Source organism: Rhizobium sp. AC44/96 (assembly GCF_001692185.1).
In the GTDB taxonomy this organism is placed as follows: domain Bacteria; phylum Pseudomonadota; class Alphaproteobacteria; order Rhizobiales; family Rhizobiaceae; genus Rhizobium.
Window position 1 is genome coordinate 19071 of sequence record NZ_LXKO01000017.1, and the last position, 24700, is coordinate 43770.

The window sequence follows — 24700 nt, forward strand, 5'->3', positions numbered from 1 at the left end:
ACCACACCACTTCATGTCAGGTGCCCGACGGCGCTCTGACCGACGTCATGAGATCGTCGTTCCAGTCGCCGGTGACCTTGAAGTGGGCCGCCGCTCCCAGCTCGAATGCCTCGATAAGGTTATGGTTGACGTAGGCGTAGATACCGGGCTGCGCGAAGGTGTAGATCGCAGCCCCGGCCGTGCCGCCCGGAATGAACCAAGTTTCCTGGTCGACGTCCGGCACGTTGGCGAACTTGCCGGTCGCCCACACGTATTCCCCGTGGCCACCGATCAGATGGGGACGAGTGTCTCGATTGGCTTGCGAATGGATGACCAACACAGTTTCGCCGACCTTGGCGGTCATGGCGTTTTCTCCGGTCAGGGCGCCGACCGCACCGTTGAAGACGATGTGCGTGGGAACGAGCTTCTTCATGACCTCGACGGTATCTTCATACGCCTCGCCGGGGCTGTCGTACTTCTTAAATTTCCCCTTCTCGTCGCGAGGAATGTAGAAGTCCTGCTCGCCGACGTAGTAGACCTTGTCGTAGACGAGCGGCTTGCCATGGCCGTCGGTCAGGCCTTCGCGAGGCAGGACCATGATGGCGCCGTTCATGCCCGACGTCACGTGCCATGGGACCATTCCGGGAGGTGCGCAATGATAGACGAACACGCCGGCCTTGGTCGCCTTGAAGCGTAGCACAGTGCTTTCGCCGGGGTTGATCACTGTCAGCGCACCGCCGCCAAGGCCGCCGGTGGCGGCGTGGAAGTCGATGTTGTGCTGCATGGTATTGGTTTCGGGATTGATGAGGGTAAGCTCGACGTAGTCGTCCTGATGAACCACCATCAACGGCCCTGGAACCGATCCGTCGAAAGTCATAGCGTTGACCTCGGTCCCGTCCTTGTCCAGCACCATCTTCTGTTCCTTGATGGTGAGCGTGAACTCTTTGATCTTCGGGCCGCCCTTGGCCTTTTGATCATGGACGTGGACAAAAGGCGGCTTCACCAGTTCGACCTTCTCGCGAGGGAGCTTCGAAATGTCGACCGGCGGCTTCTTGGCACCTTTTGGAGCGGTGTGGTCGTCTTCCGCATGAGCAGCGGTGCCAGCGACCAGGATGGGCGTCAGTGCGCCTGCCACGGCTGCGCCAGTCAGCATTGTGCGTCGGGTCATCTGAAGAGTATTGTTCATTTCCCTATCTCCTATAGTCGAGAGCGAGCGAACCCCGCCCGGTCGAAGAGGAGAGTAGTAAAACGCGTGGGAAGCTCTTTGAGTTGGAGCAAACTTGCTGTTTGCTGCAGCGCAAAGTGACCGGCCGGCTATTTGCGTAATCTCAACGACCTGTGCCGCAAATAACGGCATTACTGCATGATCAACTTCGGAGACACGATCATGCAGAACAAAAAGAATGACAGCGCCAACGCTCCCCGCGGAATGTCTCGTGAAGGCCTCGTCATCTTCTCTTACGGCTTCAGGCCATTCTTTCTGGCCGCCGCGATCTGGGCGATCATCAGCATCGACATATGGGCTGCCTTCCTGACCCTCGGACTACCGGTCGCGACAGACTACGGCCCACTCTACTGGCACGCGCATGAAATGCTGTTTGGCTTCGCACCCGCGATTTTGGCAGGCTTTCTCCTTACTGCCATTCCCAATTGGACGGGACGTCTACCTATCGCTGGCCGGCCCCTCATGTGCCTGTTCGCGCTCTGGTCTTTAGGTCGCATCGCGATGCTCTGCTCCGGGGTGATCGGCGTCGCGCCGACCGCGGCGATTGACGCGCTCTTTCTGCCTGCGATGTTGGTCTTGTCCGCCCGAGAAGTGGTGGCGGGTAAGAAATGGAAAGACCTCAAGGTGGTTGCTGGACTCGTCGTGCTTTCTGCCGCCAACATTCTGTTTCATATTCAGGCGATCGTCGGCAATGGCCCGGATGTCTCCATCCGGCTTGGATTGGGCGCCTACGTTCTGCTAGTCACGATAGTGGGCGGCCGGATCCTTCCCAGTTTCACTCGGAACTGGATAAACCAGTTCGGCCGAACGGACTTTCCGGTTCCCTACAATCGTTTTGACGCGACGAGCATCATCATGGGCGCGATATCACTTGCGATCTGGTCGTTCGCACCTGAGTCTTTCGTAAGCGGCGCGCTCGGGTTACTTGCCGCCGGGCTTAACATGGCACGACTTGTGCGCTGGCGCGGTTGGACGACATGGCCTGAGCCAATCGTCTTCATCCTGCACGCCGCGTTCGCATTCGTTCCACTTGGCTTTGCCGCAATCGCTCTTGAGGCGGTGGGACTGCCTGAGCTTGTAGTCCTTCATGTCTTCGCGATCGGCGGCGTGTCGTTGATGATGCTGGCAGTGATGACGCGCGCTAGCCGCGGCCACACAGGGCGAAAGCTGAAGGCAGGTCTGATAACAAACGTATCCTACTTTTTGCTCGCAGCGGTCGCTCTCGTGAGACCCACGGCCGAACTTCTTCCGGGCTACGGCGGCGTTATCGTGTTGCTCGCGGCAATCGGTTGGACTGCGGCGTTCGGCCTGTTCGTCTACGAGCATACCGGGATGCTCTGCATGGGGCGGAAGCCGCTGACAATCCGCGGAAGCTGATCTGGGTCTTCATCAGGGATGGTTGAAGCGCGGCTGACACTCTCGTGAAACGATTCCCACAGCAGGCCCTGCGTTAGCGATTGTGGCGCTGGGCTTTAGCCTTGAGCCATTTCGGTCACGTATGGTGATGGCTCGTTCAGATCGGAGATGTGCGTCACCAGCGTTGTTTGCCGGTTGTTTTGAGTTGCTCGACGATCCGGTCGGCCATCCCTGCGCAACGCGCGCCATCAAACGGGAAGATCGAGGAGAATGAGCCGGAGAGCTGTTTCTCGATCGCAAGCCGCATCATGTTCCTGGCGCGATGCAGCCGCGTCTTGGCTGTGGCGATCTTGATCCCCAGGTGGGATGCCGCTTCTTCCGTGCTGAGACCCTCTACATCGCGCAGAACGAAAATCACACGGAGGTCATTGGGCAGTTCGTCGACCGCATGCTCAAGCAAGCGCCGGGTCTCGCTGCGAGCGAACTCTGCCTCGGGGTCGGCGGTTGTCAGCGAGGTTGGGAACGGCAGGACCTCGCCACATCCTGGTCTCGCTGTCATGTCGATTTCCTCCAAACCGACGTCGGCTCGTCGACGGCGTACTCTTCCCACTGCCTCGTTGATAACGATCCGGGTGAGCCAGGTTGAAAGTTGCGCATCGCCGCGGAAGGCATCGAGGTGGGTGAATGCTTGAACGTAGGCCGCCTGGACCACGTCCTCCGCCTCTGCATCGTTGCCAACCACCGCGCGTGCGGATCGGAACAAGCGGCGGTTATGTCGCTGAACGACGATCCGCACGGCCGTCTCGTCGCCCGCTCGAACGTGAGCAAGGAGATCGGCGTCAGGAAGCTGCAGCATGTCCGCCAGGAAACCCGATGCTTTAACCGAAATGCCAACCATGCTTGCTCCAGTAATCTCAGCTTCTCGACGCATCCTAAGGCTGGACGTCGAGCGTCCCGGTCATCATCGGGTGGAATCGGCAGTAGAAGTCCACGTGGCCTGCCTGCTTTACGGTCATGCGTTGCTCCGCTTTCGGAGGGAGATCGATGTCGAAGCTCTTATCTCGCGCAGTCGCGCTATGAAGGAACATATCATCATTCCGCCACGTGACGACATCGCCAACATGCAGCGTCGGAACGGCGCCAAAATGCATCTTGGCGATTGAAACCTCATAGTTGGCAGCAGACGCGGATAGAAAGCTGCCACTCACCATGAAAACAGAGAGGATAGGCATCGAAATCCACGACGACTGGGCCATGGCGAGCCTACTTGATCATCGATGCAAGATGCTCGGCGTGGGTCTGATGTTCCTTGAACAGCGCCAGACCCGTCTGCAAGAGCGATTTCAACTCGGCGTTCTGCGCGGACGGGATCAACTGCATCTCGAGCGCACTGTTGACCTGTTTGTGATACGCGACTTCGTTGTCGACATAAGCCTTGTCGAACGCCGCCCCGTGAAGCTTGGATAGCGTCTTGAGTTCCGTCTTGGCGGCAGACGCCAGAGACTTGCTGGTGGCATTTTCCTCAGGCTTAACCTTCAATTTCTTAAGAAGCGCGAGCGCCTGCTGATTTACGGCCTCGTGGTCTCGCTCCATCGTTTCGGCGAATTGGCGGACCTCGGCGTTTTTGCTCTTCTCAAGAGCCTGCTTTGCAGCGGCGACGTCGATCTCGCCCGCCGTGTAGGCGATGTGGGCGATCTGCGGATCCGTGGGGGCGTCGGCGGCATAAGTTGCGGTCGAAAGAGCGGTTGCCAGTGCGGTAGCAGTCAAGAATCTCGAGAACATCACGGTCTCCTTTGTCTGTGAATTCGGATGCCGATTCTCATCGGATGCAGCATTGGATGCTGGTGTTGGCAAAAGGTTCCAGAGATTGTGGAAAAAGTGTAGCTCAGTGTGAACACAACGAGAGCACAGCTTAGTAGGGACGATGTGGCATCGAGTGATCGTCATCGTTGGAGGTCGTTCGGCGGGACTCGCCCGTGCAGCCGAGCGTGTGCTCGGGGCCGTGCACCGATCATTCTGGAGAGCCCCGAGCTCCCACCGGCATCATGGCCATGGAATGTCCGGTTGGCGCAAAGGCAGCCTGCCGGCGCAACAAAGGAGCGTGGCCGCTTTTGATAGTGGGTTCACTTGATCGCCGCAACACACTCGGCAAATCTCTCTTGTTCATGTTCACGTTTTTGCCGCTGTTTGTCGATCCCAATGCAGGTCCGGTCTGGTTGCAGCTTCTTGTTCTGGGTTCGATACAAAAGCTGATCGGCGTGTTCTCGTTGGGCGGCGTCGCCTTGGCGTCTGGATCGGTTGGCCACTTCCTCAATCGCTGGCCTAAGCTCTTGGCATGGCAGGAGCGTTTTACTGGCATTGTAATGGTAGGCCTTGGCATTAGACTTCTGTTGTCGGGCTCCCCATCGCCCGCGCCATCTGCAGCAAAGTAAAGCCAGTTCACCACGTCTAGTTGGCGGTGTTCGAGCATCATGCCGCGTCAAACGCCGACGAAAAATAAACCGAACAATCAAAGTAGGAAAAATGCGGAAAACGCCATCTTCAGGGACCCGCTAACATCAAACTTCGGATAGTCGCTACTTCATTGCGCAGAACACCATCCGCTCGCTAAGCTTGGTTCCGTCTTCAGTGACCACTGCGACCCAGGATCGATTGCCGATGCGCACCGTCAGTCGTGTTCTGCCCGCATCGTCGCCTTGACCTTGCTCAACCAAGCTGCGCACGAAGCCCTGCTGCATCTGACGCCGGAGGGTCTCGGTCGGCAAGCCGAACCGGTTAGCTAGGAAGTCGGCGTCTACGGTAAAATCCTTCATCTCGACCTGATCGGGCATCACATTCCTCCTCATTTGGTGGAGGAGCCAAACGAAAACAGCTCCGCCATTTCGGGTGACCAAGCCGGTTCGTAGACGAGCTCCACAGTAGTCTGCGACACACCTTCCAACGACTCTACCCGCGTCTTAACCGCATCTGCCAGAAAGGCAGAGGCGGGACAGAAGCGAGTGGTCGTGGTCATCTTGACGATGACCGCCCGATCGACATCGATGCTGACGTCGTATATCAAGCCGAGATCCACTATGTTCGTTCCGATCTCGGGGTCTTCGATGTCTCGGAGAGCATCACGCACCACGTCGGAGGTTATCTCAGGTTTTGGCATTGGCCCCGTCCCGCGGCGTGCAACGGATCATGATACGGTAGATCTTGCCCGTCTCGTCGAAGTTACCGATCCATTCATGACCGCGCTCCTTCAGTTCGTTGAATAGAAAGACGGGTTCTCGGTTGAGCAGCGCAAACAGCACTTCTCCGCTGTCCATCATTTCGAGCCTCGCGAGTATTCGCTCCATTGGCTCTGGCGGCGGAAGGTCGGTGAGGTCCAGATTCCAAACAGGCTCAGGCCATAGCGCGTCGGGTGCCGAGGCCTCTTCGGCCGCGCCCTTTGGGACAAAATCTATCTCCCAATCGTCATCAGCGATGCGCCGGGCGGTATGTTCGAAGCCGCGGTCCGTGAGCTGGCGGATTAGCGGCCGGGGCTCGAAAATCGCATGTAGGCGGACGCCCTCACCAGGCTGCAGGCTGGCAAAAGTATCCATGATCAGTTGGAACGGCATGCCTCCGTCGCGGAGAATCTGTCGTACGTCGAGTTCACGAAGCTGAACCATTGGCGTCACCTCTGTGGTTGCCGGCGAAGAAGAAGGCCGGGTGTTTGAATGGACTTTTCTTTGTATCTGCGTCGACGCACGCCAAGGATCGCGAAAGTGCGAGTTCCAGGACGATGGCGCCTGTCGAGAGAGTTTGAGCGAAGGCGGCGATGCGGAAAACGCCGTCTTGAGCAAAGAGAATCGCAGCAGCCGATACCACGACGGCGCCGTAGAACACTGTGAACCAGACCGAGGCGCGGCTGCCGCTGATGAGATCCGCCAGCTTCGGCGTCGGGCGACGTCCCAGAAGCGGCCCGAAAGCCTCGATCCATGTCAGGAAAGGCACGATCTTCAAGAGCTGAGCGAGTCCAAGTCCGGTCAGCCAGCCAAAGACGAACAGATAGGCCAGCGACACGAAGATCTTGTCGTCGGCGCCTGCCATCATGGCGATAGGGAAAGCCGCCGCGCTTACGCTGAACATGGCAAAGGCAGGAAGCGACCAAAAGGTGTTCACCTCGAGCACCTTCCGTCGCCGGGTCTTATAGGCATGCACCAGCTCGACGATGTAGGCGCCGACCGCCAGCAGAAAGAAGGGAGTGGCGAGAAGTCCCAGGGTGCGGGCGAAAGGGGCGTCAATAACAAGCGTGCCAGCGGAAAGCGCGAGCAGGACAACGACCGCGATACTGCTGCGGCGGAGCGTCTTCGACTGCTTCATGTCATCGGAGAGCAGGAACATCGGCAGAAGTTTGTAGCTTACGCCCACCGCAGCAAAGGTCATCCAGCCTACGAGGCCGAAGCCGGCATGCAGTGGCACTGCCGCCAAAACGTAGGTGACAAGCGAAGGCACGCCCACCGCCCCTGAAACCACCAGCGCGAACAGCGATCCCAGGCCTACAGTGGCTGCGAGACTCGCAATCCCGATGAGGACGTACGGCGAGGCCTCATGGGCCCGCCGGCCGCGCCAGAGCAAAAGAAAGAGCACCGACGCGGTCGACAAAATTGATGGGACAAGTACTGCGACTGCTCCGGTCATTGCCGGGCCGGCAAATTGGGAACCGGAATCGATGAGATAGAAACCCGAAAGCAGCAAGACCAAGCCGACTACGATGCCGCAGAGCACGAGCAGGTCGAGGTTGCCTTTAGGCAGATCCAGACCTGTCAGGACAGGTCCGAATTGCAGAAGCGCGCCAATCATCAGCAATAGGAGCCAGCCGATGGTGGTTGAATGCACGATGATGAGAGCACGGGGCTCTGCAACGTTGAGAGACGGCGCCCAGCAACCTGCCGCTAACAGACCCTCCGAAAGCAGCAGAAAGAAGAGCGCCGCTGCGAAGTAGGACATCGTCCACCGCGACAGGCTCGTCCCCATGGGCATCATCGCGCTTCTCCTTTCCTAGTGGCTTCCGCAGCAGCAGTCGCAGCCGGCGTCAAGACGGATAATTTCGACCCGCCAGACGTCCGGCCCCTGTTCGAGATACTCCCAGGAAAACTTGCCAGGTAACGCGGTTTCGAGCTGGTACTGAAGCGGCCGCGGTTCATGGTCGCTCGTGATGTGCAGCAGATCGCCCGGTGTCAGTGTATGCAGAGTGCCAAAGATCCGAGGGTGACGTTCGCTAGGTGGTAGGATGCGAACGTCGATATGGGGGATGCCGGTGGATTGATCTGATATCTCGGACATGAAACTGAATCTTCCTTTCGATGGCCGCTTTAGGGTTAGTTGACGGACGGCGGCACGCCACGATGTCGGATCGGACGATAGCCGCCGACGAGCTCACGAACTTTGACAGGCAACAAACTTCAGGAAGGTTTGCGCCAATATTCAGTTTCGTTCATTGACATATGACAAGGAACACGTTCGCGCAGGAAGCCATAAGGGGGGCATGATCTTAACAACGGACAAGATGATGTCGAAGTATCTGGTGGCCAAATACGGCGAAGCGCGCCTCCCTCGTTATACGAGCTATCCAACCGCTCCTGCGTTCGGAGAAACTGTCGGCCCCGAGGAATATGCAGCAGCGTTAAAGGACGTCGCACGGGGGGATCCCGTGTCGCTATATCTCCACGTACCATTTTGCCGATCGATGTGCTGGTACTGTGGCTGTCACACGACGATCACCCAGAAGGACGCTCCGATCCTCGATTATCTGGACGTCATGAGCCGCGAGATCGAACTGGTCGCGAAGGCCGCCGATGGAAGCATTCCCGTTCGGAACGTGCACTTCGGTGGTGGTACGCCGACCATCATGAAACCGCACGAGTTCGCAGCTCTAATGAAAAAGCTCAGGGCATCCTTTGCCTTCGAGGACGACGCCGGCATCGCCGTGGAGATCGATCCCAGGACGCTTGACAGCCAGATGATCGCAGCGCTCGGCGAAAACGGCGTGAACCGGGCGAGCTTGGGCGTCCAGAGCTTCGATCCGGTCGTTCAGAAGGCGATCAACAGAATCCAGACCTTCAACCAGACGAAGGCGGCTGTGGTGGGCTTGCGTGCATATGGCGTGACGAGCATCAACTTCGACCTAATCTACGGCCTGCCATTTCAAACTGTCGAGTCCTGCATCGAGACGGTTCAGATGGCTGTCGAACTACGTCCAGAGCGCTTCGCAGTCTTCGGCTATGCGCATGTTCCGGCCTTCAAGAAGCATCAACGCTTGATCGACGAAACCGCGCTTCCGGGCGCGTCTGAACGCAATAAGCAGGCGGAGGCAATCGCTCAGGAACTCGTGGCCGCGGGCTACGTGCGGATCGGCTTGGACCACTTCGCATTGCCTGGGGATGAACTTGCCGTCGCAGCCTCGAAGGGCCGGCTCCACAGGAACTTCCAGGGCTATACGACCGATGACTGCGACACTCTGATTGGCTTGGGCGCGTCCTCGATCGGCCGTCTCTCCTCAGGTTATTACCAGAACCATGTGGCGATAGGTCGTTATACGGAAATGGTGGCGGCCGGCATCCTCCCCACCGCCAAAGGATACCTGCTTACCGACGAAGACAGGTTGCGGGCAAAGGTCATCGAGCGCCTGATGTGCGACTTCGAGGTAGACCTCGTCAACCTCAGCAGCAAGGCTGGATACGAGGTCGAGTTCCTGCTCGGCCGCAACGAGCGTCTTGATGAACTCGTTCGAGATGGTGTCGCCGTGGCCGTCGATGGCCGCGTGTCCGTGACCAAGGATTCGCGGTTCATGGTACGCGCTGTTGCTGCTGCCTTCGACGCCTACCTGGGTGCATCGGGCAGAACTCATAGCAAAGCGGCCTGAGCCGCGCCGTGCATTTTCGCACTCAGTCAACAGACCGGGGCCCGCAGTTCTTAACGCTGCGGGTTCGGCTCATCTGACGCTGCTCGCCTGTTGTGAGAGCTCCTCCGCGCCAGCCATAGCGACGCCGTTGGGGTGAGGGCGGCTTTTGGTACGATTGAGAATGCGAGGCTCGAAGGAAACGGCGCTACCGACCGACTTTCGACACGACGTCGTCGGCAGCGAGGGCTGGAGGCAACCTCTATAGGGCGGGACACCGCTAAGCCGCTCTACTGGTGCTCCGGCCTAAAACCCAATGAACCAAGATACTGCTGGAAGGCACGGAAGTCTGAGGGGAGGAGAAGCTCATGCGGCGCCAGGATCCTGATCTCCCAGTGTCGGGCTGAGCTTCCAAAGGCGAACAGGCTTTGATCCGCTTATGCCGCCAAAGATCTTTATCGGGAACTCTCACCACGCTGAACTAGCCGAAGGTCGTCCGCTGTTTGGCGTGACGGCCGACCATCTCGTTCAAAACGCTAAGCCGCGTCCGCCGGCAACCATATGGTAGGCGGTTGAGATGTCGTTTACGACTCTTCTCACCCCGTGCACGCTTTCTGCTGAGACCTTCGCGGCTTCCCGTCTGGAAGAGCTTCCAAGCTTGCCGCGCAGCGTCACGACTCCCTTTGAAACGGTCGCCTTCACTTCCTGATGGGTCAGCCCGAGTTCGAGTTGCAGACGGCTCCTGACCGCTGTCGATAGAGCGTCGTCGCCAATTGGGATGATGTCATTCGCGTACATCGTTGCTACCTCCATTGTTCCTTGTCATCAAACATGAGGAGTGGATGCGGAGCGTTGATGCAAATCAAGCAAGCGAACGATAGGGACGGTCCGCTCGCGTCCGATTATCGGAGGCTTTCAATACCAGCCGGGTGTGGTTTATAAGCGTATCGTTCAGGCGTGAGATCTCGCCGAGGCGGGGCGATGCCGCGAAGCCTCCTAGAAGTGTCGCAAAAGAGCTATGATTCAGGTCTGTTCCTTACGCGGTCGATCAGGCGCCGGACGTTTTCGGGAGCTACCTGGGGAATGATCCCGTGGCCTAGGTTGAAGATTAGCGGGCCGTTGCCTAGGCGCTGCAAAATCGCGTCTACGCCTTCATCAAGCGTATTTCCCCCCGCTGCAAGCCGCATGGGATCAAGATTGCCCTGGATGGGTCCGTCCTTCTGCAGCTCGCAGGCCAAGTCGAGTGGGACGGTCCAGTCAAGACCGATGGCGTGCGCTCCGGTCTTGCGGCGATAGTCTTTTAGCAAGCATCCTGCTCCTTTGGGAAAGGCTATGATCTTCGCCGATGGCCGCCTGGACCTAATGAACTCGATCATCCGCGCGACCGGCTTGACCGCATACGCTTCGAACTCCGGTTCACCGAGAACGCCCGCCCAAGAGTCGAAGATCTGGACTGCATCGGCGCCCGCGTCGAGCTGAGCTACGAGATACTCGGCAGAAACATCGGCCAACAACAAGAGGAGATGTTCGAAGGCCTTCGGATATCGATAGGCGAAAAGACGGGCCGGGGGCCTGATCCGGAGTGGCCCTCCCAGCGACCATATAGGTCGCCACCGTCCAGGGCGCTCCACAGAAGCCGAGCAGGGCGGTCGGTGCAGGAAGCTTGGTCCGGAGTTTCTCGACCGTCTGAAGTACCGGGCTCAGGTGAGCGAAGACGTTTTCGGCGTCGAGCGCCTTGATGCTGTCCTCGTCGATCGGGTCCATTACCGGTCCGTGCCCCTCGTTGAAACGAACATTGCGCTTCAACGCATCCGGAATGACGAGGATGTCGGAAAAGAGGATCGCTGCGTCGAACCCGAACCGCCGTATCGGCTGGAGGGTGACCTCCGTCGCGAGTTCAGGGTTGTAGCATAACTGAAGGAAGCTTCCCGCGTGCGCACGCGTTTCGAGATACTCGGGAAGATACCGACCCGCCTGCCTCATCAGCCAGATCGGGGGTGGTGAGAGAGTTTCGCCGTCAAGAACACGAACGAGGTTTCTACGCATGCTCACTACCTTACGCCGCTTGCACGGTGGCTGCTGTGGTATCATTGACAGCTATCTGTTGCTGAGCCATCGCCTTCTTTATCAAAAGGACAAACTGCCGTTCCGCCCTTATGTGCTTCCGCATCGCGCAGAAGAACGACCTCAGCAGATATCCGATGGCGTCCCAAGGAAGGCGGCAGCCGCCATCCCTGAGCGAAATGAGGACATCCACCACTTCGCATGCGCTCTCAAGATCGCTGATACGCTCACGCCGCCGTTGCTCCTCCGCGTCGGACCGCTCCGCGTCTGTCATGATGTGGCATAGGCCCTCCGACAATACCTGTTCCTCCAGGCGATGCGTTTCCTGTAAGAGAGGGACGAGACCGAGTGTCAGGGTATCGCAAAGCCTCCCGTCGAGATGACATGGGAGAAAGTCGGCAATCGCCTCCAACAGATCGCACCATGACATGAGCTGACCGTAGCAGGCCTCGAGATCAGCGAAGCGGCGCATTTGTAGATTTTCCATGTCTCACCTCTGAAGAAAGAGGCTGGCAGCGATAGCGCCCGCGGCGATAACCGCTGAGACGACGCCGGTTCGTTGCAATACGCCCATGCGATAGAGCGTGATGGCGAAGATCACTATTACAGGGGTTGCGATCGACAGTCCGATCTGAGCGTCGGTCATGACAGTCTCCTTTTCCGGAGACCATAAAACGGTGCGCGACACCTTTCTTTGAGATCGATCAAAGAGATGACGGAATGGCCGCAAGTGGAAGATAACGGGACCGGCTACTCTGAACACTGGCCGGCCCGTAACTCTTCGGGCATGTCACCTCCAGGGCATGATCATTTTCGCAGCTTGCAGTTAAGAGACGATTACGATCGTCCGCGTTTGCCTTTTGGCAAAGACGGGCGCTCACGACCCTCTTATTTCATTCGTCATGACCATCCTTGCCAATACTCCTCAGAACATTGAAGACGCGGGGGCCGGCGACGATCTTCTCGTCTGGATCCTCGCCTGGAGCGAGCTTGCCGCGTTTGGCGCGCTCCTAATCGCTTTCGTTGTTGTCTCTTGGCTTCATCCAGAGGAAGTGGCAGCGGGACGAGCTCGAATGACGCTTGTCGTTCCCGCTGTTAACACTGCCGTCCTCCTGCTTAGCGGATGGGCAGCGGCGATCGCTGCGACGCCACTGCCACTGATCAAGAGAAGGATCGCACTGGGTGCGGCATCGGCAGGAGGACTGCTATTCGTTGCCCTAAAGTTATACGAATACAGTCTGGAAGGTGCGTCGCTGCTTTCGGACGACGCTATTTCGACCCTCTATGTTCTGATGACGGGATTTCATCTCGTTCACGTCCTTTTCGGTTCGCTGGTGCTGGCGCTGCTGGCCCGCTTTCCATCCCCCCAGAACGTCCACCTCATGACGACGCTGTGGCATGTCATCGACATCGTCTGGCTCGTCATGTTTCCGATCGTGTACCTCATATGAAATGCCGCTTCCTATCGAAGCGAGCGACCACGCAGGCGCTCGTCATCCTTCTTGCCCTAAGCGCGTGCACAGTCGTACTGACACTCGCATTTGGGCGCGGCGGTCTTGCCCTCGCCGTAGCGATAGCAACCATCGCCGCCTGCAAAGTAAGGGTCGTCTCTCTCGATTTCCTCGGTTTACGCAACGGCCAAGCCACGATGTTCGTCGCGATTAATGGCTGGGGAGCGATCCTGTTGCTAGTAGCATTGGCCCAGAGGTTCCTTTCGTCCTAGAGCGCAAGTGGCAACCGGCACGGCCTAGCGACGATCTCGCTTGGAACACGCGGTTCCGGTTGCGAAGTACACTATTGAGATAGCGCGCAGTTTGATTTTTGCTATCCAAAGATAGCGATTACCTTCATCTCCTCATGCAGTTTTTCAACGCTGCGGCTCTTCGCCTTCACATACCGAGAGCGCATGACCGCGGCGGCATAAGCCGAGTCTAGAAAAACTTCGATTTTGCGATTGACTGGGAAGCCTGACGCGCCACTTTTAACAGCGATCACAATCGGTAACGACGGCGTGTTCGAGGAGGAAGTGGGGCATGCGGATTGTCGTGTTGTCGCTCTGTCTTTTGATCTGGGGGCTCGCGACGGCGGCAGCTCAACAAGCGCAGACCTACCCTCCCGACATGGCAGAAAGGGTGCAGGCCTGCACTCCTTGTCACGGGCTTCAGGGCCGCGGCACCAACGATCCTTACTTTCCACGCCTGGGCGGCAAGCCCGCCGGCTATCTGTATAACCAGCTTGAGGCCTTCAAGAACGGGCGTCGTAAATACCCGCCCATGAATTACCTGCTTGCCTACCTGACAGATAACTATCTGCGGCAGTTCGCCGAATATTTCAGCGGCCAGCGGCCCGAGCTTCCGAAGCAAAACCCACCGGATGTTAGCAAGGAGCTTCTCGATCACGGCCACGCGCTCGTGACGCAGGGTGATCTCGACCGTTCGATTCCCGCGTGTGTCGGCTGTCACGGGGGGGGCTTAACTGGACAGGCACCTGGAATTCCGGGGCTTCTTGGCCTCCGCTCAAGCTACATAAGCGCGCAGCTAGGCGCATGGCGCTATGGCACCAGAACCGCGAAGGCTCCCGACTGTATGCAGATAGTCGCAGGACATCTTACGGAAGACGACGTGCGCGCCGTTGCCGCCTACCTTGCGACGTTAGCACAGCCGGCCAGTGCGGCTCCGTCCCCCGCCGGTTCGTTCGCTCTTCCCTTTGCATGCGGAAGCCAGCCTGACGGGGGGAAGCAATAATGAACCCAAAGTTCGACGCAAAGACGATCCTGTTTGGCGCGTCGGCTGCCCTCGTGCTGGCCCTCGCTCCTGCAGCCGCACAAGACCCGGCGAGCGACCTGCGCTCCGACGTCGTAAAAAAGGGTGAGTATCTCGCACGCGCTGGCGATTGCGTAGCCTGTCACACGGCGCCCGAGGGAAAGGTGTTCGCGGGCGGACGGGCGATGCCGACACCGTTTGGAACGCTATTCGCCTCAAACATCACTCCTGATGCGGAGACGGGTATCGGCAAATGGTCCGCCGATGAGTTCTACGGGGCGATGCACAACGGGCGCTTCCCGGACGGCGGCCTGATCTACCCAGCGATGCCGTTTCCATCCTATACGAAGGTCACCCGCGAGGACAGCGATGCGATATTCGAGTACCTGAAGTCGCTTTCTCCGATCCGGCAGCCAAACAGGCCGCATGACCTTAGCTTCCCTTACAACAATCGGTCCCTCATCCTGGGTTGGCGCACGCTCTTCTTCAATGAAGGCGAGTTCAAGCCGAACTCGCAACAGTCTGACGAATGGAACCGCGGTGCCTACCTGGTCGAAGGGCTTGGTCACTGCGGCATGTGCCACAGCCCGATCAACGCACTCGGTGGAACGTCGGAATCGAAGGCCTTCCAAGGCGGTCTGATACCCATGCAGGACTGGTATGCCCCCTCGCTAACGTCGAACAAGGAAGCGGGCCTCGGCGACTGGTCGATCGAGGAAATCTCCGACCTGCTCCAGAAAGGTGTTTCCACGCGCGGAGCCGTCTATGGGCCCATGGCCGAAGTCGTCTACAACAGCCTCCAGTACATGACGGACGACGATACACGTGCCATGGCCATCTATCTGAAGAGCATCGCGCAGGACGCGCCCGAGCCCCCGCGCTCCGATGTCCGAACTGAAGAGGCGAGTCTGCTGACCGCGCTCGGGAAGACAGTCTACGATCGCGACTGCGCGAGCTGTCACGGCGCGAAAGGCGAAGGGAAACCGCCACACTATCCGCCGCTCGCGGGCAACCAGTCGATTCAGATGGAGTCGGCGGTCAACGGAATCCGTATGGTTCTCAACGGAGGCTATCCACCAGCGACGTTGAGAAATCCTATGCCTCACGGCATGCCGCCGTTTGCTGTCACGCTCTCCGACGACGAAGTCGCGGCCGTCGTGTCGTACATCCGGACAGCATGGGGCAACAGAGGCACGCCCGTGACCGCCGCAGACGCCAATAGACTTAGATCAGCACCACTGGAATGAGGGATACGATGCTGAATTCCGATCCCGGCGCTGCGCCGGATGACAAGGCCGTCGAAGCGATAGTGGCTCGAGGCCCGATAGGAGCGATCTGGGTTGCCGGTGTTGCTACCGCACTCGTGCTACTCATGTGGCTGCTCTTCTATGTTCTCGTTTTCGTGCCCCGGAGCGGATACTAATGGAAACGAACGGAAATGGAGCCGACGTCGCGGCACGGGTTGAGCGGAGATGGGCCGCGATCTCGGTATTGCTGATCGCCTTCCTCGCGGGAATGGCCGCCTTCGCGGGAATTCATCAGGCAACGATGCCGCAGAGAACCGTAGAGACTGTCGATCCGACCACGATCCATCTGCAGGGCGAGTTCATCGAAGCCAATCTTGGGAGCGCAGTCGAGAGCGACGGATCGGTAACGGTTCGAGCGGTGGGTCAGCAATATTCCTTCTCACCACCCTGTCTCGTAGTCCCGGCCGGGACTCCAATCACATTGAGAGCTACAAGCGCCGACGTCGTGCACGGGCTTCTGGTGCAGGGTACCAACATCAACACCATGTTGGTTCCCGGCTACGTGTCTGTTCTGCAAGCGTCGTTCTCGTCGCCGGGCGAACATTTGATGCCTTGTCAGGAATTCTGCAGCGTCGGCCATGAGGGAATGTGGGGCAAAGTCAAGGTAGTAGACAAACAGGAGTTCCTCGCCGAAATCGCCGACAAGAGGAGATTGTCCTGTGCTCTTTAACCGCAAACTCATCCTGGCGCACTTCTGGCTGGCTTTTGCAGCATTCGGCGCGGCGCTTCTTCTCGGTGCCTGGCAGATGTACGTCCGCAGTCCGCTTTCCAACTGGGTGAGCAATCCCGAATGGTACTACCGTTCGCTTACCGCGCACGGCACCGTGATGGGGTATGTGTTCCCAACCTTGGTCGCCATGGGTTTTGGTTACGCGATCAGCGAGTCATCGCTCAAGCAAAAGCTCGTCGGCGCTCGATGGGCATGGATCGGCTTCTGGCTTATCGCAGTTGGCGCGTTAGTCGCAATGGTTCCCGTCGCTCTGGGCCTCGCGTCGGTCCTGTACACCTTCTATCCCCCTCTGATCGGCAGTCCCTTCTACTACCTCGGCGTCGTGATGGTCGTAGTGGGTTCATGGATCTGGGTGGCCTTAATGTCGGTCAACCTTCGGATCTGGAAGAAGGCCAATCCGGGAGTGCCGGTTCCGCTTCCCATGTTCGCCAACGTCGCTGGCTCCTACCTTTGGGCTTGGACGGCCGTCGGGGCGGCCCTGGAGTTGCTGCTGCAGATCCTGCCGGTGGCATTGGGCGTCAAGAATACGATCGACGCCGGTCTGGCCCGCGTCTTCTTCTCTTGGACGCTGCACGCGATCGTGTACTTTTGGCTGATGCCGACCTACATCGCGTACTACACGATAGTGCCGAGAGCGATCGGCGGCCGGGTCTATAGCGATACCATGGCCCGCATCTCGTTCATTCTCTTCCTTATCGTGGCGATGCCTATCGGCATCCATCATGCCTTCGCGGATCCGCAGGTTGGAGCCGGCTTCAAGTTCGTCCACTCGGCATTTACCGCGATGGTCGCGCTGCCAACGTTGCTTACCGTTTTCACCATCTGTGCCTCGGTAGAGATCGCGGCGCGGGCGCGCGGTGGTACGGGGCCATTCGGTTGGATCAAGGCGCTTCCTTGGCGCAATCCGATGATGCTCGCCGTAACCTTCTCATTCGTGATGCTGGGGTTCGGCGGGGCAGGCGGTCTCATCAACATGAGCTACCAGCTCGACACAACGATCCACAACACGCAGTGGATTACCGGACACTTCCACCTGATTTTCGGGGGAGCGATTGTGATCATGTATTTCGCGATCGCCTACGATCTTTGGCCCCATCTAACCGGCCGTCCTCTCGTCAATCTGAGCACGGTTCGGCTGCAGCTCTGGCTTTGGTTTATCGGGATGATAGTCACAACTTTTCCATGGCATTATGTCGGTATCCTAGGGATGCCGCGTCGGATGGCGTACTTCGACTTCACCGAGCCAGCCCTGGCCAACGAAGCAATCACTGTGGTCTTCTCAGCGATTGGTGGTTTCATCCTCGTCGTTTCGGGCCTCCTGTTCATCACGGTGCTATTGCGCTCACAGTTTCGGTCTTCGGCACCTGCGGAAGAGTACCGGTTCGCGCTCGCAGTCCATCCACCTACCAGAGTACCGGCTCTTCTTAACAGCTACGGACTGTGGGTGGCGCTGATGATCGGCCTAACCGTCACTAACTACGGGTACCCGATCTTGCAGCTCGCTGTCAGAAGCGACACCTCGGTGCCCGCCGTCTACGTTGGAGCGAAGTGATGGCCGAGCCGGACCTCGGAAAGATCAACAGCAGGTGGACCTTTAACAGCGTTGCGGTGACCGCCGGAATCCTTCTCATGTCAGTGGCCCTAGGGTTCGTGTTGCTTCCGAAACTCGAGGCAGGGCACCAGGGCGCGAGCCTCTGGGATTCGATCTGTCGTGCGGCTGGTGTGCCCCGCGCTAGCCAGACGGGCGAAACGGTGAAAGCCGAGTACAAGACGTCTCTGGTAAAGATCGCATCCGCGGTATCCGGAATCCGCGACGACGCCGCGATCGGTCGTGGTGCCACGCTGGCGCAGCAATGCGCGATCTGCCACGGACCAACGGGCATAAGCCGGGCCGACTCTCCGAACCTCGCGGGGCAGTATGCTAGCGTGATCTACAAGCAGCTCAGGGACTTTAAGGACGGTGTCCGGGTCAACGCGGTCATGTCCCCCTTTGCGGCGAATCTTTCCGAGCGGGACATGCACGATCTGGCCGCCTATTACGCGTATCTACCGAGATTGCCAGGCTTTCATCCGACTGGAGGAAACCCTGTTCCTCGTATCGTGGCAAGCGGCGCGCCTATCAGGGGCATCGCTCCGTGCGGGTCCTGTCACGGGAGTATCGAAAACAAACTGGGCAGCCCTTGGCTCGAAGGTCAGTCCGAGCTGTACCTGAAGACTCAGCTCGCCGCATTCGCCTCAGGTGCGCGTGAGAACGACATCACCGGTCAAATGCGAAATGTCGCTCGCGCGATGACGCCAGAGGAAATCGAGGCGGCGGCGAAATATTACGCAAACAAGCCGTTACCGGAGCAGGCAACCGAATAGAACGAGCATAATCGACCCACACCAGCATTTCGCGAACGCCGCACGACGTCAATATGTCTAAGCTGCGGGACTCGCTACGTTCAGTCGTGAGTATCTGCCGGTCAATTCTGCAGACTCTGCCTGTCTAGTGCAGCTCGCAAGGACCGCTTCGAAAGACGCGGTGGACTCTCCGCAAACACGGGCCGCTCAATCGTTTCGCTGATTGCGAATCCACAAAGACCCCCTGCCGAAAATCGCTCATCTCGTGACGACGAGCCATTGTGCTCGATTTCCGACGTCAAGGCGGTTCCGCCAATGACATGAAAGGATGATCGATGGCTGAACGCCTGACAAAAACCGCGGCCCGAAACGTGTTCTACGGCGGCTCCGCATTCTTCTTCGCAATCTTCCTGGGTCTCACGGCCCACAGTCACTACTACATCCGCACCGTGTCGACCGACGAGACGACCCTTACCGAGGGCGTGGCACGCGGAAAGCGCATTTGGGAAAAAAACGCTTGCATCAACTGCCACACCCTTGATGGCGAGGGCGCCTACTTTGCGCCGGAGCTGTCGAACGTGTGGATACGATGGGGCGGCGACAAGGATCCCGTCAGCGCCCGTGAAGCTCTCCATGCGTGGATGGCCGCCCAGCCTTCTGGCATCGAGGGCCGCCGCCAGATGCCGCAGTTCAAACTGACGGACCAGGAAGTAAACGATCTCGCCGACTTCCTCGAATGGGTCAGCAAGACCAAGACGCAGAACTGGCCGCCGAACCAGGCCGGCTGAGTGAAGCAGAGGGACAATCAAGATGAAATACAAGACTCAAAGCGTGGCCATGCTCTACTTCTATGGAGCACTCGGCCTTTTCATGGCGCAGCTACTTTTCGGCGTCATCGCGGGCACGATCTACGTGCTTCCGAACACACTTTCCGTCGTCCTTCCCTTCAACATCGTCCGCATGATCCATACGAACGCACTGATCGTCTGGCTTTTGATGGGCTTCATGGGGACGACATACTTCCTTATTCCGGAGGAGTGCGAGACCGAACTCTACAGCCCGAAGCTCGCGATCGCTCAGTTCTGGATCTTTTTGGTGGCGGCAGCAGTCGCCGTCGTCGGCTACCTATTCCACATCCATGAAGGCCGCGAATTCCTCGAACAGCCGTTCGCTATTAAGGTCGGCATCGTAATCGTCGCGCTGATGTTCCTGTTCAACATCACCATGACCGCGCTCAAGGGCCGCAAGACGACGATCACCAACATCCTGCTCTTCGGGCTTTGGGGCGTGGCGATCTTCTTCCTGTTCGCCTTCTACAATCCGGTCAACCTCGCGCTGGACAAGATGTACTGGTGGTACGTCGTCCATCTCTGGGTCGAGGGCGTGTGGGAACTGATCATGGCGTCCGTTTTGGCCTACCTGATGATCAAGCTGAACGGCATCGATCGCGAAGTCATCGAAAAGTGGCTCTATGTCATCGTCGGTCTCGCCCTGTTTTCAGGCATTCTCGGCACGGGCCACCACTTCTACTGGATTGGCGCTCCTGGCTACTGGCAATGGATCGGCTCGCTCTTCTCCACACTGGAAGTCGCGCCATTCTTCACCATGGTCGTCTTTACATTCGTCATGACCTGGCGCGCCGGCCGTAAGCATGAGAACAAGGCCGCCATTCTCTGGTCGATCGGTTGCTCGGTCATGGCGTTCTTCGGCGCTGGCGTCTGGGGCTTCCTGCATACGCTGTCGTCGGTGAACTACTACACCCACGGCACGCAGGTTACCGCAGCTCATGGCCATCTCGCCTTCTTCGGTGCCTACGTCATGCTGAACCTCGCCGCGATGGCCTACGCCATTCCCCAGATCCGCGGTCGCGCGCCCTACAATCAGTGGCTCTCGATCAGCAGTTTCTGGATCATGTGCGGCGCCATGTCGGTCATGACATTCGCACTGACGTTCGCGGGCGTCATCCAGGTTCATCTGCAGCGCGTGCTGGGCGAAGCCTACATGGACGTCCAGGACCAACTCGCCCTGTTCTACTGGATCAGACTTGGCTCGGGAGCCTTCGTCTTCATCAGCGCGATCATGTTCATCTGGTCGGTGCTGGTTCCAGGCCGCACCCGCGTTCCAAACATCGCAGCTCAGCCCGCCGAATAGGCGGGCCTTCCCCCACAGGAGACTGGAAATGACAATAGCTCTGAACTTTCCGCTGACGCCGAAATCGGAGATTCCACACTACTCGCCGCAGGGCAACGAGTGCGCTCTTTTCGAGAGCGCATGGACCCGGCAATTGCCGGTGCTTTTGAAAGGGCCGACCGGCTGCGGCAAAACCCGCTTCGTCCAGCACATGGCAGCAAAGCTGGGGCTTCCAGTGTCGACGGTCTCCTGCCACGACGACCTTACCGCGGCTGATCTTACGGGTCGCTATCTCCTGAAGGGTGGAGAGACGGTCTGGGTCGACGGTCCGCTGACAAAGGCGGTCCGAAACGGTGGAATTTGCTACCTCGACGAGATCGTCGAGGCGCGAAAGGACGTCGCCGTCGTTCTCCATCCTCTCACGGACGACCGCCGAATCCTTCCTCTGGAACGGACGGGTGAGATCCTGGAAGCGCAGCCGGCTTTCATGGTCGTCGTCTCCTACAATCCCGGCTATCAGAACATGATGAAGGCTCTGAAGCCTAGCACGCGACAGAGATTCGTCTCGATCGAGTTCGACTTCCTCCCTCGGGACAAGGAGATCGCCACCGTTGCCATCGAAAGCGGTCTTTCGGAAGACAATGTCGCGCCGCTGGTCGATCTCGCGCGGCGGCTACGCGCACTGAAGGGACAAGACATCGAAGAGGGCGTCTCGACCCGCCTTCTCATCTACTGCGCGACTTTGATCGACGCCGGAATGCCGGTCGCCGACGCCGTTCGCGCCGCCATTGTGGAGCCGCTTACGGACGAGGCGGACGTGAAGGCCGCACTTCTGGAAGTGGCCAAGGCGACGTTTGCATAGGATCTGATCATGCTGGAATTTCTGGAACTCGAAGAGACCGTTGGCCGAGCCTGGCACCGCATCGTCGGGGAGACGAGCTCCTGGCCGCACCATCCTGACAAGGCTGTGCGTCTCGCGGACGTCAGGCCGCAGCTCTCTGTCTGCTTCCGCGCGTTCGGCGGCGAAGCAACTCTTCAGATCCAGAAATCCCGGCAGAAGACAAGTTCTCATCGGCTGAAGCTGCGGCAAGTCGTAGGCCTTGGCGAGGAGCGCACCGATCATCCTACGTGGGACGATTCCGCCCTGCATCTTCCGGCTGTCATTGACGTCTTCAATGACAGCGAACTCAATCGAGACCTCTATTTCTGGCTGGCCAGCTATGTTGCGGTCGCGATCACCGAGACGATTCCTAACGACCCGGCGATGGCGGACTTGGCGCGCATAGATGCAGGGAGGCGGAACAGCAGGCAGGTCGTCCGAACGTTTCCAGGGATGGCCGTCCGATACGTCCGGCTCGCGCATGCCCTATCGGCATGCCGCCGTCGAGGAAAACTCCCGTTTGTCGAGGCCGGCGTCGAAACGTTTGCCATGACCGCTCTTTCCTTCCCGATCGAATACGAACTTCCCGAGGAGGCAAGACCAAGCGTCCGCGGCGCCCCTCCAGGCTATCTTCCCATGCTCTCCATTCCGCTTTGGCCAGACTTTCACGGTAAGGCCGAGCTAAAGGCCGTTGAACGCTACGATCTCCCATCGGACGCCGCTGAACGCGAAGGCGGCGAGAAGAACACACACGAGGCCAAGCGGCAGAAGGACTCCGACGATCGCAAGCGCGATCCCTTCATTCTGAACAGGTTCGAAAAAATCTTGGCGATGGCCGAGATGGTCAACGTCGATCGGCCGACTGACGATCGTGAAGATGACGAACCTTCGGCTGCCGAAGAGCTTGACGACGTGGTGCTGAGCCAGACGAAGGAGAAGCCGAAGTCCAAGTTCCATTTCGATCTGGACCTATCGCCAGAGGCTGCGGACACCTCGCGGATTGAGGCGGAATTTGTTTATCCGGAATGGAACTTCAGGAAAAATGAGTATCTCGAGGATCATTGCCGCGTCTTGGTGAGAACCGCAGAGAGCGCCGCTGCAGGAGCGCTGACTACCGACCATTCGGTGGTGCGCAAGATCAGAAAACAATTCGAAACCCTTCGCCCCAAAAGGGAAGTCCGGCGCGCCCAATTGGACGGTAACGACCTGGACATGGATGCCGTCATCCGTTCGCGTATCGACCTTTTGGTCACAGGGCAGCCGAGCGACCACATCTACGAAAGCGCGCGTCCTGCCACGCACGAGCTCGCGACATCGATACTCGTCGACGTCTCCCTGTCGACCGACTCATGGGTAGACAATCGCCGGGTGCTCGACGTGGAGATGCAGGCTCTTGATGTATTGGCCCGCGGTCTTGACGCCTGCGGAGACCGGTTCTCAGTGGAGACCTTCACCTCGCGCCGCCGCGACTGGGTCCGCATAGAGACTATCAAGCGTTTCGACGAGAAGTTTACCGCCACGACCGCCCGCCGCATCGGAAGCCTGAAGCCAGGCTACTACACCCGAATGGGCGCCGCCATCCGCCACGTTTCGAGACAGCTCGACAAGCAGCCGACCCGCAAGAAGTTGCTGATGATCCTAACCGACGGCAAACCGAACGACGTCGATAACTATGAAGGACGGTTCGCCCTTGAGGACTGCAGGCGCGCCGTTATCGAAGCGCGCGCCCGCGGTCAGGCGGTGTTCGCCGTTACGGTCGACCGTTACGCGGAGGACTATCTGCCTGCCATCTTCGGCCGCCAGGGATACGCGCTGGTCTCGAACATCGCCAAGCTGCCCAGCGCGCTTCCCGCGATCTACAGAAATTTGACCGCCTGACGAGCGCCGCGGCACGCTGGTTCAGATCAAAGCACGCAGCGACGTCTGTTGGTGGATGACGGGAAAGCAAAAACCTCGAGAAGAGCAGCTTCAATGTCGGTCGACTGCACAACCCGCTTTTTCTTCAACGTTCGATCGGGGCAGACCCTGGTAAGGGAGACCGCCGGCTAGCTACTGCCAAACCTGGAGGCCGCGATCTCCGCGGCCCCTGTGCACGGAGTTAGGATCGTCCCACATCGCGAATGTGAGGGCGCCTCGCGATTCGAGACCGCTACCGAGAATGGAGCCGTAGTCGCTATCGTTCCGATCGCTCCCGGCGAATACGGCCGGATCGCTCCGTGCGCATAGTCAAACACGACGGCGTCATTGATCTAGCGCAAACAGGCTTGACGAAGTTGATCGTAGAGAACCGGCTGGCCGTTCCAGCCTTGGGCCGGTCATGTGCAACATAATTCGAAGGAAATATGCGTAATGACTGGCAGCGAGGAAGACGAGACAGGTGGGCCGACCCGCCGTGATTTTCTCTACCTGACAACCGGCATGGCGGGGGCTGTCGGAGCGGCGACCGTCGCCTGGCCGTTCGTCGACCAGATGCGCCCCGATGCGTCGACGCTGGCGCTAGCGTCGATTGAGGTCGACGTCTCCAGCTTGGAACCTGGGATGTCACTGACAGCCAAGTGGCGAGGCAAGCCCGTGTTCATCCGCAATCGCACGCCGGAGGAGGTGAAAGCGGCTGCGGAAACGCCCCTAACAGATCTCAAGGATCCGGTCGCGCGCAACGCCAATCTTCCCGCCGATGCCCAGGCCACGGGGGCCGATAGGTCTGCAGGGGAGGGCAAAGAAAACTGGATCGTCATGATTGGCTCATGCACACATCTCGGCTGTGTCCCGCTCGGTCAGGCCGGCGAATACAACGGTTGGTTCTGCCCTTGCCATGGCTCGGTCTACGACACGGCCGGCCGCATCCGCAAGGGGCCGGCTCCTGAGAACCTTCCCATCCCGCCGCACGAGTTCGTCAGCGATGGCGTCGTCAAGATTGGATGATCGGAGCAGGACGATGAGTGGTGAATCCGAATATCAGCCATCAACCGGCCTTGAGAAGTGGATCGATGCACGCCTGCCGCTGCCTCGTCTCGTCTATGACAGCTTCGTCGCCTACCCGGTTCCGCGTAACCTGA

The 24700-nt window shown here is 58.8% G+C and carries 27 protein-coding genes and 1 pseudogene; 15 read left to right on the plus strand and 13 right to left on the minus strand.

What is annotated here, in order from left to right; genetic code table 11:
• Nucleotides 1-16: 16 nt before the first annotated feature.
• Entirely contained in the window at nucleotides 17-1165 is a 1149-nt protein-coding gene (gene nirK, locus A6U87_RS16565; RefSeq protein ID WP_065692397.1) for a copper-containing nitrite reductase, read from the minus strand.
• A gap of 201 nt (nucleotides 1166-1366) precedes the next feature.
• Between nirK and A6U87_RS16570 the strand changes: the two genes are divergently transcribed.
• Nucleotides 1367-2581 carry an NnrS family protein gene (locus tag A6U87_RS16570; protein ID WP_065692420.1) on the plus strand — a complete coding sequence of 405 codons (1215 nt, stop codon included), beginning with the start codon at nucleotides 1367-1369 and terminating at the stop codon, nucleotides 2579-2581.
• Nucleotides 2582-2735: 154 nt separating this feature from the next.
• Here A6U87_RS16570 and A6U87_RS16575 read toward each other — a convergent pair whose 3' ends face one another.
• Genes A6U87_RS16575 through A6U87_RS16585 form a run of 3 tightly spaced genes read right to left on the minus strand, consistent with a single transcriptional unit; the run spans nucleotide 2736 to nucleotide 4342 of the window.
• The gene (locus A6U87_RS16575; RefSeq protein WP_065692398.1) at nucleotides 2736-3458 is read right to left on the minus strand and encodes an RNA polymerase sigma factor; all 723 of its coding nucleotides are present in this window, start codon (nucleotides 3456-3458) and stop codon (nucleotides 2736-2738) included.
• A 34-nt stretch (nucleotides 3459-3492) separates the two neighbouring features.
• Complete coding sequence (locus A6U87_RS30465) at nucleotides 3493-3792, minus strand: amicyanin (RefSeq protein WP_083199498.1); 300 nt, start codon at nucleotides 3790-3792, stop codon at nucleotides 3493-3495.
• A 31-nt stretch (nucleotides 3793-3823) separates the two neighbouring features.
• The gene (locus tag A6U87_RS16585; RefSeq protein ID WP_065692400.1) at nucleotides 3824-4342 is read right to left on the minus strand and encodes a DUF4142 domain-containing protein; all 519 of its coding nucleotides are present in this window, start codon (nucleotides 4340-4342) and stop codon (nucleotides 3824-3826) included.
• Between the two features lie 269 nt (nucleotides 4343-4611).
• On the opposite strand from A6U87_RS16585, the gene A6U87_RS16590 reads away from it, so the two are divergent.
• Nucleotides 4612-4992, plus strand: coding sequence for a LysE family translocator (locus A6U87_RS16590; protein ID WP_244499520.1), 381 nt, complete (start codon nucleotides 4612-4614; stop codon nucleotides 4990-4992).
• Between the two features lie 144 nt (nucleotides 4993-5136).
• Here the strand turns inward: A6U87_RS16590 and A6U87_RS16595 are convergent, their stop codons facing one another.
• Genes A6U87_RS16595 through A6U87_RS16615 form a run of 5 tightly spaced genes read right to left on the minus strand, consistent with a single transcriptional unit; the run spans nucleotide 5137 to nucleotide 7873 of the window.
• The gene (locus tag A6U87_RS16595; RefSeq protein ID WP_065692401.1) at nucleotides 5137-5391 is read right to left on the minus strand and encodes a DUF6522 family protein; all 255 of its coding nucleotides are present in this window, start codon (nucleotides 5389-5391) and stop codon (nucleotides 5137-5139) included.
• Between the two features lie 11 nt (nucleotides 5392-5402).
• The gene (locus tag A6U87_RS16600) at nucleotides 5403-5714 is read right to left on the minus strand and encodes a metal-sulfur cluster assembly factor (protein WP_065692402.1); all 312 of its coding nucleotides are present in this window, start codon (nucleotides 5712-5714) and stop codon (nucleotides 5403-5405) included.
• A complete protein-coding gene (locus A6U87_RS16605) occupies nucleotides 5701-6216 on the minus strand; it encodes a DUF2249 domain-containing protein (protein ID WP_065692403.1) in 516 nt (171 codons plus the stop codon). The genes A6U87_RS16600 and A6U87_RS16605 overlap by 14 nt, the downstream gene beginning before the upstream one ends.
• Nucleotides 6200-7573 carry a hypothetical protein gene (locus A6U87_RS16610; protein ID WP_065692404.1) on the minus strand — a complete coding sequence of 458 codons (1374 nt, stop codon included), beginning with the start codon at nucleotides 7571-7573 and terminating at the stop codon, nucleotides 6200-6202. Before A6U87_RS16610 ends, A6U87_RS16605 begins: the two co-directional genes overlap by 17 nt.
• 15 nt (nucleotides 7574-7588) lie before the next feature.
• Nucleotides 7589-7873 (minus strand): DUF2249 domain-containing protein, encoded by a 285-nt coding sequence (locus A6U87_RS16615; RefSeq protein ID WP_065692405.1) that lies wholly within the window; start codon nucleotides 7871-7873, stop codon nucleotides 7589-7591.
• Between the two features lie 226 nt (nucleotides 7874-8099).
• Here A6U87_RS16615 and hemN point away from each other — a divergent pair, with 226 nt between their 5' ends.
• Entirely contained in the window at nucleotides 8100-9452 is a 1353-nt protein-coding gene (gene hemN / locus A6U87_RS16620; RefSeq protein WP_065692421.1) for an oxygen-independent coproporphyrinogen III oxidase, read from the plus strand.
• Between the two features lie 504 nt (nucleotides 9453-9956).
• Here hemN and A6U87_RS16625 read toward each other — a convergent pair.
• From A6U87_RS16625 to A6U87_RS30150, 4 genes and pseudogenes are all read right to left on the minus strand, one after another.
• The gene (locus A6U87_RS16625; RefSeq protein ID WP_083199500.1) at nucleotides 9957-10226 is read right to left on the minus strand and encodes a BON domain-containing protein; all 270 of its coding nucleotides are present in this window, start codon (nucleotides 10224-10226) and stop codon (nucleotides 9957-9959) included.
• Between the two features lie 218 nt (nucleotides 10227-10444).
• A pseudogene (gene hemE, locus A6U87_RS16630) lies at nucleotides 10445-11519 on the minus strand (uroporphyrinogen decarboxylase).
• The gene (locus A6U87_RS16635) at nucleotides 11485-11979 is read right to left on the minus strand and encodes a hypothetical protein (RefSeq protein ID WP_065692407.1); all 495 of its coding nucleotides are present in this window, start codon (nucleotides 11977-11979) and stop codon (nucleotides 11485-11487) included. Before A6U87_RS16635 ends, hemE begins: the two are co-directional and overlap by 35 nt.
• Nucleotides 11980-11982: 3 nt before the next feature.
• Entirely contained in the window at nucleotides 11983-12138 is a 156-nt protein-coding gene (locus A6U87_RS30150; protein ID WP_198928718.1) for a hypothetical protein, read from the minus strand.
• 256 nt (nucleotides 12139-12394) lie between these two features.
• Here A6U87_RS30150 and A6U87_RS16640 point away from each other — a divergent pair, with 256 nt between their 5' ends.
• The 12 genes from A6U87_RS16640 (at nucleotide 12395) to petA (ending at nucleotide 24566) form a co-directional block, all read left to right on the plus strand.
• Nucleotides 12395-12943 (plus strand): cytochrome c oxidase subunit 3, encoded by a 549-nt coding sequence (locus tag A6U87_RS16640; RefSeq protein WP_065692408.1) that lies wholly within the window; start codon nucleotides 12395-12397, stop codon nucleotides 12941-12943.
• 582 nt (nucleotides 12944-13525) lie between these two features.
• Complete coding sequence (locus tag A6U87_RS16650) at nucleotides 13526-14236, plus strand: c-type cytochrome (RefSeq protein WP_065692410.1); 711 nt, start codon at nucleotides 13526-13528, stop codon at nucleotides 14234-14236.
• Nucleotides 14236-15501, plus strand: a complete 1266-nt coding sequence (locus A6U87_RS16655; protein WP_065692411.1) for a cytochrome c — start codon at nucleotides 14236-14238, stop codon at nucleotides 15499-15501. The genes A6U87_RS16650 and A6U87_RS16655 overlap by 1 nt, the downstream gene beginning before the upstream one ends.
• A gap of 8 nt (nucleotides 15502-15509) precedes the next feature.
• Nucleotides 15510-15677 (plus strand): hypothetical protein, encoded by a 168-nt coding sequence (locus tag A6U87_RS30155; RefSeq protein WP_198928719.1) that lies wholly within the window; start codon nucleotides 15510-15512, stop codon nucleotides 15675-15677.
• Nucleotides 15677-16231 (plus strand): cytochrome C oxidase subunit II, encoded by a 555-nt coding sequence (locus tag A6U87_RS16660; RefSeq protein ID WP_065692412.1) that lies wholly within the window; start codon nucleotides 15677-15679, stop codon nucleotides 16229-16231. Before A6U87_RS30155 ends, A6U87_RS16660 begins: the two co-directional genes overlap by 1 nt.
• Complete coding sequence (locus A6U87_RS16665; protein ID WP_065692413.1) at nucleotides 16221-17843, plus strand: b(o/a)3-type cytochrome-c oxidase subunit 1; 1623 nt, start codon at nucleotides 16221-16223, stop codon at nucleotides 17841-17843. Before A6U87_RS16660 ends, A6U87_RS16665 begins: the two co-directional genes overlap by 11 nt.
• Nucleotides 17843-18655: a cytochrome c gene (locus A6U87_RS16670; protein ID WP_065692414.1), complete on the plus strand. Its 813-nt coding sequence runs from the start codon at nucleotides 17843-17845 to the stop codon at nucleotides 18653-18655. Before A6U87_RS16665 ends, A6U87_RS16670 begins: the two co-directional genes overlap by 1 nt.
• Before the next feature lie 314 nt (nucleotides 18656-18969).
• Nucleotides 18970-19422, plus strand: a complete 453-nt coding sequence (locus A6U87_RS16675; RefSeq protein ID WP_065692415.1) for a cytochrome c — start codon at nucleotides 18970-18972, stop codon at nucleotides 19420-19422.
• Between the two features lie 22 nt (nucleotides 19423-19444).
• Nucleotides 19445-20785: a cbb3-type cytochrome c oxidase subunit I gene (locus A6U87_RS16680; protein ID WP_065692416.1), complete on the plus strand. Its 1341-nt coding sequence runs from the start codon at nucleotides 19445-19447 to the stop codon at nucleotides 20783-20785.
• A gap of 28 nt (nucleotides 20786-20813) precedes the next feature.
• Entirely contained in the window at nucleotides 20814-21626 is an 813-nt protein-coding gene (locus A6U87_RS16685) for a CbbQ/NirQ/NorQ/GpvN family protein (RefSeq protein ID WP_065692417.1), read from the plus strand.
• Between the two features lie 9 nt (nucleotides 21627-21635).
• Complete coding sequence (locus A6U87_RS16690; RefSeq protein WP_065692418.1) at nucleotides 21636-23522, plus strand: nitric oxide reductase activation protein NorD; 1887 nt, start codon at nucleotides 21636-21638, stop codon at nucleotides 23520-23522.
• Nucleotides 23523-23993: 471 nt separating this feature from the next.
• A complete protein-coding gene (petA, locus tag A6U87_RS16695; protein ID WP_065692419.1) occupies nucleotides 23994-24566 on the plus strand; it encodes a ubiquinol-cytochrome c reductase iron-sulfur subunit in 573 nt (190 codons plus the stop codon).
• Nucleotides 24567-24700 lie beyond the last annotated feature (134 nt).

What these genes read in the sequence shown, in the direction of transcription:
- hemN (WP_065692421.1), top strand. Translation starts at nt 8,100, where the DNA reads ATGTCGAAGTATCTGGTGGCCAAATACGGCGAAGCGCGCCTCCCTCGT.
- A6U87_RS16600 (WP_065692402.1), bottom strand. Translation starts at nt 5,714, where the DNA reads ATGCCAAAACCTGAGATAACCTCCGACGTGGTGCGTGATGCTCTCCGA.
- A6U87_RS16685 (WP_065692417.1), top strand. Translation starts at nt 20,814, where the DNA reads ATGACAATAGCTCTGAACTTTCCGCTGACGCCGAAATCGGAGATTCCA.
- A6U87_RS16655 (WP_065692411.1), top strand. Translation starts at nt 14,236, where the DNA reads ATGAACCCAAAGTTCGACGCAAAGACGATCCTGTTTGGCGCGTCGGCT.
- A6U87_RS16570 (WP_065692420.1), top strand. Translation starts at nt 1,367, where the DNA reads ATGCAGAACAAAAAGAATGACAGCGCCAACGCTCCCCGCGGAATGTCT.
- A6U87_RS16690 (WP_065692418.1), top strand. Translation starts at nt 21,636, where the DNA reads ATGCTGGAATTTCTGGAACTCGAAGAGACCGTTGGCCGAGCCTGGCAC.
- A6U87_RS16675 (WP_065692415.1), top strand. Translation starts at nt 18,970, where the DNA reads ATGGCTGAACGCCTGACAAAAACCGCGGCCCGAAACGTGTTCTACGGC.
- A6U87_RS16615 (WP_065692405.1), bottom strand. Translation starts at nt 7,873, where the DNA reads ATGTCCGAGATATCAGATCAATCCACCGGCATCCCCCATATCGACGTT.
- A6U87_RS16585 (WP_065692400.1), bottom strand. Translation starts at nt 4,342, where the DNA reads ATGTTCTCGAGATTCTTGACTGCTACCGCACTGGCAACCGCTCTTTCG.
- A6U87_RS16595 (WP_065692401.1), bottom strand. Translation starts at nt 5,391, where the DNA reads ATGCCCGATCAGGTCGAGATGAAGGATTTTACCGTAGACGCCGACTTC.
- A6U87_RS30155 (WP_198928719.1), top strand. Translation starts at nt 15,510, where the DNA reads ATGCTGAATTCCGATCCCGGCGCTGCGCCGGATGACAAGGCCGTCGAA.
- nirK (WP_065692397.1), bottom strand. Translation starts at nt 1,165, where the DNA reads ATGAACAATACTCTTCAGATGACCCGACGCACAATGCTGACTGGCGCA.
- A6U87_RS16670 (WP_065692414.1), top strand. Translation starts at nt 17,843, where the DNA reads ATGGCCGAGCCGGACCTCGGAAAGATCAACAGCAGGTGGACCTTTAAC.
- A6U87_RS16680 (WP_065692416.1), top strand. Translation starts at nt 19,445, where the DNA reads ATGAAATACAAGACTCAAAGCGTGGCCATGCTCTACTTCTATGGAGCA.
- A6U87_RS16590 (WP_244499520.1), top strand. Translation starts at nt 4,612, where the DNA reads ATGGAATGTCCGGTTGGCGCAAAGGCAGCCTGCCGGCGCAACAAAGGA.
- A6U87_RS16635 (WP_065692407.1), bottom strand. Translation starts at nt 11,979, where the DNA reads ATGGAAAATCTACAAATGCGCCGCTTCGCTGATCTCGAGGCCTGCTAC.
- A6U87_RS16605 (WP_065692403.1), bottom strand. Translation starts at nt 6,216, where the DNA reads ATGGTTCAGCTTCGTGAACTCGACGTACGACAGATTCTCCGCGACGGA.
- A6U87_RS30465 (WP_083199498.1), bottom strand. Translation starts at nt 3,792, where the DNA reads ATGCCTATCCTCTCTGTTTTCATGGTGAGTGGCAGCTTTCTATCCGCG.
- A6U87_RS30150 (WP_198928718.1), bottom strand. Translation starts at nt 12,138, where the DNA reads ATGACCGACGCTCAGATCGGACTGTCGATCGCAACCCCTGTAATAGTG.
- A6U87_RS16640 (WP_065692408.1), top strand. Translation starts at nt 12,395, where the DNA reads ATGACCATCCTTGCCAATACTCCTCAGAACATTGAAGACGCGGGGGCC.
- A6U87_RS16610 (WP_065692404.1), bottom strand. Translation starts at nt 7,573, where the DNA reads ATGATGCCCATGGGGACGAGCCTGTCGCGGTGGACGATGTCCTACTTC.
- A6U87_RS16575 (WP_065692398.1), bottom strand. Translation starts at nt 3,458, where the DNA reads ATGGTTGGCATTTCGGTTAAAGCATCGGGTTTCCTGGCGGACATGCTG.
- petA (WP_065692419.1), top strand. Translation starts at nt 23,994, where the DNA reads ATGACTGGCAGCGAGGAAGACGAGACAGGTGGGCCGACCCGCCGTGAT.
- A6U87_RS16650 (WP_065692410.1), top strand. Translation starts at nt 13,526, where the DNA reads ATGCGGATTGTCGTGTTGTCGCTCTGTCTTTTGATCTGGGGGCTCGCG.
- A6U87_RS16660 (WP_065692412.1), top strand. Translation starts at nt 15,677, where the DNA reads ATGGAAACGAACGGAAATGGAGCCGACGTCGCGGCACGGGTTGAGCGG.
- A6U87_RS16625 (WP_083199500.1), bottom strand. Translation starts at nt 10,226, where the DNA reads ATGTACGCGAATGACATCATCCCAATTGGCGACGACGCTCTATCGACA.